At 46.6% G+C, this 6205-nt stretch carries 6 protein-coding genes; 1 reads left to right on the forward strand and 5 read right to left on the reverse strand.

The genetic code is table 11. From position 1 onward, the window contains the following. Together A1D16_RS08815 and A1D16_RS08820 are read right to left on the reverse strand one after the other, a co-directional pair. The coding region (locus A1D16_RS08815) for a heparin lyase I family protein (protein ID WP_290708994.1) at window positions 1-784 on the reverse strand (784 nt) is incomplete at its 3' end. Window positions 785-1044: 260 nt separating this feature from the next. Beyond that, window positions 1045-3312: an aconitate hydratase gene (locus A1D16_RS08820; protein ID WP_290708995.1), complete on the reverse strand. Its 2268-nt coding sequence runs from the start codon at window positions 3310-3312 to the stop codon at window positions 1045-1047. A gap of 125 nt (window positions 3313-3437) precedes the next feature. Between A1D16_RS08820 and A1D16_RS08825 the strand changes: the two genes are divergently transcribed. After that, on the forward strand, window positions 3438-3659 hold the full coding sequence (locus A1D16_RS08825; protein ID WP_290708996.1) for a PspC family transcriptional regulator: 222 nt from the start codon (window positions 3438-3440) through the stop codon (window positions 3657-3659). Here the strand turns inward: A1D16_RS08825 and A1D16_RS08830 are convergent. From A1D16_RS08830 to ggt, 3 genes are all read right to left on the reverse strand, one after another. Beyond that, window positions 3650-4282: a porin family protein gene (locus A1D16_RS08830; RefSeq protein ID WP_290708997.1), complete on the reverse strand. Its 633-nt coding sequence runs from the start codon at window positions 4280-4282 to the stop codon at window positions 3650-3652. The two genes, A1D16_RS08825 and A1D16_RS08830, sit on opposite strands and share 10 nt — an antisense overlap. 109 nt (window positions 4283-4391) lie before the next feature. Then, the gene (locus tag A1D16_RS08835) at window positions 4392-4925 is read right to left on the reverse strand and encodes a DUF1572 family protein (RefSeq protein WP_290708998.1); all 534 of its coding nucleotides are present in this window, start codon (window positions 4923-4925) and stop codon (window positions 4392-4394) included. Window positions 4926-4948: 23 nt separating this feature from the next. Beyond that, window positions 4949-6205: gamma-glutamyltransferase (gene ggt, locus A1D16_RS08840; protein WP_290708999.1), on the reverse strand; the 1257-nt coding region annotated here is incomplete at its 5' end.

Genomic DNA, 6205 nt, shown 5'->3' on the forward strand with positions numbered 1-6205 from the left:
TATTATTTCCTATTACCTGGTTAATATTAGCAGCCCATCCGTAATTAGCAGCCCCAATTTTAATATAGGGTTCTTTCGCATAAGCAACATTGTTAGACGGCCAGTTTGGGCCCGTAATATTAGCTACGAGTTTGTTGTACCTGTATAACCGGATAAAGCCGTCGGCGGAAGCGGTGTAGTTGCGTTCAAGCACCCAATCTTCCCAGATACCTGGTTGTACTTGTCCTATATTGATGACCTGTGTGGCAGGAACACCATTGTTCCAGGTCACTACATGTAAATTATACTCACCGTTTTGAAGGATCAGGTCCAGCGGCGTAGGATGATCGTCTGGAATATTTTTTAACATCAAACCAATGGATACCGGGTATTGATTCGGAAGATAGTTGGCCGGTACAAGGGTGGATAGTTTAATCCATCGCAGGTCCATCGGTGTTCTGTTGGTAGCAGCAGCCTGCCCCATATTTCCTGCATCGGTAGCATTAGTGCCAGCCGGAAGAAAATTATAGATCAGTTGGTTCTGTCGGAAATTATCATTCAGATGAGAACTGCCATCGCGGCGTATTTCGAAACGATAGGAGCTGTTTCCCGCGCGTCGGTATTCATTGGAAACCGAAAAAGAAGTTTTAGTGTCATCTCCGCTTTTACCACTCCAGAAATTGTTCGGATAAGGATTCCCCCATCCATACTGGGGAGCAGATTCACATGGGTCATAAAATACGATTCCGTTTTGGCCATGGACAGCACTGCTCACTAGTAATAATAATACTATTAAGTTCTTCACAACAAGGTTTTAGTTGTCAATTATAAATTAATGGGCTCAGGAGCTATTGGATACGGTGGTATTAAGGAATGATATTGGAGACAGGGTAAGCTACTTGCAGAGTAATGGGAAAGTGTGGATAAAGTTAATTATTAAGTTGATAAACCGAAAGATTACGCCAAAAAATAAGTGTTTTTACTATATGATTACCAGGGCTAATGGGTAAAAAAAGAGCTGTAAACCGTGTTTACAGCCCTTTTATCCGTAGTATTAAATTATTGTTATCCTGCAAACTGCTGACGAATAATATTCAAGGCAGCACCTGCTTTAAACCATTCGATCTGTTGTTCATTATAGCTATGATTTGCCAGGATCGTTTCGGTACTACCGTCTGCATGGTGTAATACCAATTGCAGGGGCTGTCCGGGCCTAAAGCTGGTCAAACCAAGAATATCAATGCTGTCGTTTTCACGGATTTTGTCGTAATCGTTTTTGTCGGCAAACGTTAGTGCCAGCATGCCCTGTTTTTTCAGGTTGGTTTCGTGAATCCGTGCAAAACTTTTAACCAGCACAGCACGCACTCCCAGGTGACGGGGTTCCATAGCTGCATGTTCACGGCTGGAACCTTCTCCGTAGTTCTCATCGCCTACAACGATAGATCCGATACCGGCCGCCTTATACGCCCGCTGGGTAGTCGGAACAGGACCGTATTCCCCGGTGAGCTGATTCTGAACCGTATCGGTTTTTTCATTGAAGAAGTTAACCGCACCGATCAGGAGGTTATTACTGATATTATCGAGGTGACCACGGAATTTCAGCCAGGGGCCGGCCATGGAAATATGATCGGTGGTACATTTTCCTTTTGCTTTAATCAGCAGTTTCAAGCCTTTTAAATCGGTTCCTTCCCAGGCGGGGAATGGATCCAGCAACTGAAGGCGTTTGGAAGCCGGGTCAACAATTACCTGTACGCTGCTGCCATCGGCGGCCGGCGCCTGATAACCAGCATCTTCTACTGCAAAGCCGGTAGGAGGCAACTCATAACCGGAAGGCGGGTCAAGCTTTACCTGCTCGCCTTTTTCATTGATCAATGTATCGGTAAGAGGGTTGAAGGTCAGATCGCCGGCGATAGCCAGGGCCGTTACCAGTTCCGGAGAAGCCACGAATGCATAGGTATTGGGGTTTCCATCGGCTCTTTTGGCAAAGTTCCGGTTGAAGGAATGCACAATCGTGTTTTTTTCCTGCTTTTCAGCACCCATTCTATCCCACATGCCGATACAGGGGCCGCAGGCATTGGCAAATACCTTTGCACCGATCTGGTCGAACGTGCTCAGGAATCCATCGCGCTCAATAGTGTAACGAACCAGTTCAGAACCGGGCGTAATCGTAAATTCCGCCTTTGTTTTCAGCCCTTTTTCTGCTACCTGGCGGGCCAGGCTTACAGCGCGGCTGATGTCTTCGTACGAAGAGTTGGTGCAGGATCCTATCAAGCCAACTTCCACTTTAACAGGCCAGCCGTTTTTTGCTGCTTCTTCCTTCATTTTGGAAATCGGGGTTGCAAGATCCGGGGTAAATGGTCCGTTCAGATGCGGCTCCAGCTCGCTAAGGTTGATCTCAATTACCTGGTCAAAATATTGGTCCGGGTTAGCATATACTTCCGGGTCGGCAGTTAGGTGTTCTTGAATGCCGTCTGCCAGCGCAGCTACGTCGGCTCTTCCGGTGGATTGAAGGTAGCGGCTCATGCTAGCATCGTATCCGAAGGTAGACGTGGTGGCCCCGATTTCAGCCCCCATATTACAGATCGTACCTTTACCGGTACAGCTCATACTGGTAGCACCCTCGCCAAAATATTCAACTACGGCTCCGGTTCCACCTTTAACAGTCAGAATACCGGCTACCTTCAGAATTACATCTTTAGGGGCTGCCCATCCATTTAATTTGCCGGTAAGTTTTACACCGATCAGCTTAGGCATTTTCAGTTCCCAGGCCAGTCCGCTCATTACATCACAGGCATCCGCACCGCCTACGCCAATTGCGATCATACCAAGCCCACCTGCATTTACCGTGTGAGAATCAGTACCAATCATCATTCCACCGGGGAAGGCATAGTTTTCGAGCACTACCTGGTGAATGATACCGGCTCCGGGCTTCCAGAAACCAATGCCGTACTTATTTGAAACCGAAGCGAGAAAATCATATACTTCCTTACTTTCATTAACTGCCCGAACCAGGTCTGTTTTGGAGTCGTCCTTGGCAACAATCAGGTGATCGCAGTGTACAGTAGAAGGAACCGCCACTTTATCACGGCCTGCCTGCATAAATTGCAACAGGGCCATCTGAGCCGTAGCATCCTGCATGGCTACGCGATCGGGGGCAAAGTCTACATAACTGTTTCCTCTTTCGAATGCCTGGGTAGCATCTCCCTGCCAGAGGTGGGCGTACAAAATCTTTTCGGTAAGGGTGAGCGGACGACCAACCACCTTGCGGGCAGCATTTACCCTGCCTGGAAAGTTGGCGTATACTTTTTTAATCATCTCGAGGTCAAAAACCATAACTATAGTATGTTTTAGGTTTGCTATTTCGGTTTCTCGGTGAAATCACCGCGAAATTACCGATAAAACCGATTTGTTTTTAACCTTTTACGAGTGTATTTGTCAGAATTTGCTAATTTGGTGATATGAAGAACTTCAAACACTTTATTGAATGGCATGTGTTTGGCGTTTGCTCCTATTTAGGAGAAAAAATGGGCATCGCCCCTGCCACCATCCGTAAATACTTTATGTATATATCCCTGTTAACCATGGGATCTCCTATCATTTTCTATACCATTGCGGCTTTCTGGATGAATATAAAACATTATATATACGACCGGAAACGCAACCCGCTCCGTTATTTCTGAGCAGTGCTGCCCGTCAGCCGGTAAGAAAGTCCTATCCCGATTTGTGCCATGCGTATGATCGGTAATTCATCTCCATTGGTTATACTGGTAAGCCCATAGGTATAGGAAGCATCTACCGATAACCCATTTTTAAACCCATACCCAAACTGGACAAGTGCGTCGATATTGACGCGATTGTACTGCGTCATTCCGAATAAAAGGGCTTGCTTTTCATTACCTGTTTTCCGGGAACCGGCTATGGCGCCTCCAACAGAGGGGCCAAACGAAGTAAAAAAACCTTGTCCTTTTTGGGAGAAATCAAGCTGCAACAGGATCGGGAGTTCAATATAGTGCAGCCGGTACTGCTGGGAAGGATCGTTTTTTGTAGCCGCTTGTTCAAAACCATGCATGCTGTATTGAATACGCGGACTGAAATACAATTGGTGATCGAACTGAACCTTTATGCCGATGCCTGCGGAAACACCGTTCAGGTAATTGGACGGCGTTTTTTTACTGCTTGATTTGTCAATTATCTGGGCTGTGCTGGCATGCCAGCCCGCCCGGATATTCCAGTGCACGGGTTGTGAAAAAGCAAAGGCTGAAACAAATAATAGGAACACAATGGGTACGATACGAATAACCATAAAATAATTGATTAAAGGGGTATTTTATGGTTTCTCTATGGAACTGGAAGAGGTCTTACCGGGTTGGATAGTACAAAATAAAGCGTATTTATCAGCTTATGCAAGGCCCTCAGGTCTTCTGGCCCATTTTTTCGTTGAATGACCGGGATTGACCCCTGGGAATAGAAAGCGACTGCCAGTTTTCGGCTTTATACATTTTAGTCAGCAGTATGATCTGACCCACATGAGAGGAATGGTGCGCCAGTTGACGGTTGATGGCATCCAGGGCAGCATGTGGTTCTGTACGAATGGTAACGGTTTTAGTAAGGTCTGTTGGTTGAAGGCTATCAAGGGTTGTAAACAGGCAGGCCCAGCCTTCGTTCCATAACTGAAGCAGATCAGCCGGCTGCAGAAGCCGGGCAGCGGTGAATTCCAGATCGCGCTGGCGCCAGGGTTTTTCCCCATCTTCTGTAAGGAAATTCGTAAAACGGCTCATCAGGTTGCCGTGCATATGTTGCACAATAATGGCAATGCTGTTGGACCCGCTTGCCGGGCTACGATTGATTTCTTCTTCGGTTAGTTGTTGCAGGCAATGGTCGCCCAGGGTTTTATAGGCATTAAATTGCCGGCGGATACTATCGAGGTAAAGCTGTTCTGTGCTCATGGTTGTTTTTTTGCGGGTAAGGCTTAATATGCAAGGGCAGCATCGTCTCCCCGTTTATCGCCTACTGCTTCCAAACTGCCATCTTCTTTTATCAGGATCAGTTCGGTCCTTCCAATAGGCCCTCTCTTATGAATGGTATATCCAATACGTTCCAGTTTTTTGATCAGGTCTTCCGGAAAGCCGGGTTCGGTAAAAATTACATCGGGAAGCCATTGCATATGAAATTTGGGCGCATTTACAGTGGTTTCCGCGCTTAAATTAAATTCCAGAATATTTAGCAGGGTCTGGTAAACCGAGGTAGTAATGGTGGTACCCCCCGGTGTGCCTGTTATAATAAAAGGCTTACCATTTTTGAGAACGATGGTGGGTGTCATCGAGCTAAGCATTCGTTTCCCGGGCATAATGGCATTGGCTTCGCCACCCACAGCGCCGTACATATTAGGCACGCCTGGTTTTACACTGAAATCATCCATTTCGTTGTTAAGTAAGAAACCAGCCCCACCTACAACCGTGCCTGATCCATAACCTCCGTTCAAAGTGGTTGTTACCGCTACGGCATTGCCTTCTTTATCATACACACTCAAATGAGTGGTTTCTTCCGACTCCTGTTGGAGTATGCCTTCTCCGATCTCTTTACTGTTGCCAGCTTTCCCTGGCCGAAACAAACGCAGCCGCTCCTGTAGATAGGCTTTGCTGAGCAGTTGTTGTACGGGTACTTTATAAAAATCCGGATCGCCCAGGTATTTGGCACGATCGGCGTAGGCGAGCCGTTCAATTTCTGTCATTAGTTGAACCGCTTCGAGGGAATGAAATCCATATTGACGAATGGGAAATTGTTCGGTCATCTGCAGCATCATGGGAAGCAGAACACCCCCGCTGCTGGGCAGCGACATGGTTAGTATTTTATAATCTTTATAGGTTGAAAGGCTGGGACTACGATTGATGGCCACATAGTTTTTAAGATCTTTTTTTGTGATAATGCCATTGCCGCGCTTCATTTCTGCTACAATCAGTTGGGCTGTTTTGCCTTTGTAAAAACCATCCCGACCTTTATCCCGTATACGGATCAGCGTAGCTGCAAGTTCCTGTTGTACCAATGTATCGCCTGCTTTCCAGGGCAGGGATTTGATAAAAACGGTGGTACGGGTATTGTTTTTTTGGAAATCCTGCTGATTGGAATTGAGGCTGGATGCTTCTTCTTCCGTAAGTACAAATCCATTAGCTGCCAGGTCAATAGCTGGTTGCACCAGCGTACTGAAAGGCAGCTTCCCGTACTGGTG

The sequence above is a fragment of the Flavihumibacter sp. CACIAM 22H1 genome (assembly GCF_001601815.1).
In the GTDB taxonomy this organism is placed as follows: domain Bacteria; phylum Bacteroidota; class Bacteroidia; order Chitinophagales; family Chitinophagaceae; genus Flavihumibacter.

Excerpts from the sequence above, each read along its gene's own strand:
- A1D16_RS08820 (WP_290708995.1), bottom strand. The coding sequence starts at position 3,312 with ATGGTTTTTGACCTCGAGATGATTAAAAAAGTATACGCCAACTTTCCA.
- A1D16_RS08825 (WP_290708996.1), top strand. The coding sequence starts at position 3,438 with ATGAAGAACTTCAAACACTTTATTGAATGGCATGTGTTTGGCGTTTGC.
- A1D16_RS08830 (WP_290708997.1), bottom strand. The coding sequence starts at position 4,282 with ATGGTTATTCGTATCGTACCCATTGTGTTCCTATTATTTGTTTCAGCC.
- A1D16_RS08835 (WP_290708998.1), bottom strand. The coding sequence starts at position 4,925 with ATGAGCACAGAACAGCTTTACCTCGATAGTATCCGCCGGCAATTTAAT.